Origin of the sequence: Bradyrhizobium sp. PRIMUS42 (genome assembly GCF_023006515.1) — a bacterium.
Classification (GTDB): domain Bacteria; phylum Pseudomonadota; class Alphaproteobacteria; order Rhizobiales; family Xanthobacteraceae; genus Bradyrhizobium.
The window spans coordinates 1-1,485 of record NZ_JALBGZ010001083.1; the positions used below are offsets into that span (position 1 = coordinate 1).

1 protein-coding gene and 2 pseudogenes are annotated in these 1,485 nt (G+C 63.8%); all 3 read right to left on the reverse strand.

Annotated features, from left to right (window positions below):
* Window positions 1-114 precede the first annotated feature (114 nt).
* A pseudogene (locus tag MOV75_RS37790) lies at window positions 115-795 on the reverse strand (ABC transporter substrate-binding protein); the annotation flags it as partial.
* Window positions 796-885: 90 nt separating this feature from the next.
* Window positions 886-1,305 (reverse strand): thioesterase family protein, encoded by a 420-nt coding sequence (locus MOV75_RS37795; RefSeq protein WP_246925488.1) that lies wholly within the window; start codon window positions 1,303-1,305, stop codon window positions 886-888.
* Between the two features lie 10 nt (window positions 1,306-1,315).
* Window positions 1,316-1,485, reverse strand: a pseudogene (locus tag MOV75_RS37800) (3-hydroxyacyl-CoA dehydrogenase); the annotation flags it as partial.

Consider the following 1,485-nt stretch of genomic DNA (forward strand, 5'->3'; position numbering starts at 1 on the left):
AAGCCGTTGATGCCGTCGACATAGCGCGCGCGGATGCCGGCGGGGAGGGGAATGTCGGGGAGATCAGGCATGGTATTCTCCACACGGGCAGTATCGTAGAGTGGGCAAAGGGTGCGGCAGCGCGGCCGCGGTGCCGGAGGCGCCGATCAGGATGGCGTCGGGATTGGCGGCGACGAGCTTGAGCACCTGGCCAGTCACCGAGGTGTCGGGGCGGGCGAAGCGCTCCTCGTCGACGATGGTCATGCCCATCGGCACGGCCTGGGCCTTGAGGTCATTGAACCAGAGGTCGCCATAGGAGTCGGAGTAACCGATATAGCCGAGCGTCTTCACGCCCTTGGCTTTCATGTGATCGTACAGCACCTTGCCGACGATCGGAATCGGCTGCGGCATCGCCACCGACCACTTCATGCGCTCGGGCGTGATCGGGAACGGCGCCAGGCCGAAATGCGGAATGCCGGCTTCGTTGGCGACGTTGGAGACCGCGATCGTCGGCGGCGTCAGCGCCGAGCCCATGATGATGTCGGCCTTGGATTCAGTCACGAAGCGGCGGGCATTGGTGGTCGCCGTGGTGGGATCGCCGCCGTCGTCGAGCACGATCACCTTGAGCGGCACGCCGCCGATCTCCTTCGGCACGAATTCCAGCGCGTTGCGCTCGGGAATGCCCAGCGCGGCGCCGGGGCCGGTCGTGGTGGTGGTGATGCCGATGGTGACTTCGCTGGTCTGCGCCAGCGCGGGCAGCGCCGGCAGGGCGAGCGTCGCCGCGGTGATGGCGGCGGTCAGGTAAAAGCGTTTCATCTATTCCTCCCTTTACGTGTTTCTTTGAAAGCAGAAATCGGGGGGTAATTCAGCCCCCTCTTTTGGTGATGCGGCGATTTAGCTCCAGACCTAGCTCTCCATGAATTTGGCGACCATTTCCGCAGGGAATGGTGCCGATTTCAGCTTGTCGGGGTTGTCAGGATCACGGCCGACCAGAACGCGGGTCTCGAAACCCTCGATCGCCAGCGCCTCGCCCTTGTAGACGTTGTGCTTCACCTCGAAGCTCGAGCGCTTGATGCTCTCGATCTTGGTTTCGATGGTGATCCAGTCGCCATAGGTCGAGGGGATGTAGAACTTGGCCCGCGTGTCGACCATGGGGATTCCCACCAGGCCGTATTTGCGGACCAGGTCCTGCTTGGAGAAGCCGGCGACCTCGAACAGGGTCGAGGTCGAATCGTCGAACATCGCGAAATAGCGCGGGTAGTAGACGATGTTGGCGGGGTCGCAATCACCCCACTGGATCTGGACGTCGCGCCGGTTCACGAACATGCGCGGTGCCTTACTTCGGCGCCATGCGCAGCGAGCCGTCGAGGCGCACCACCTCGCCGTTCAGGTACGTATTCTCGACCATGTGCAGCGCAAGCGCGGCGAACTCGTCGGCCTGACCGAGCCGGCGCGGGAACGGGATCGCGGCGGCGAGCGAGTCCTGGGCTTCCTGCGGCAGGTTTG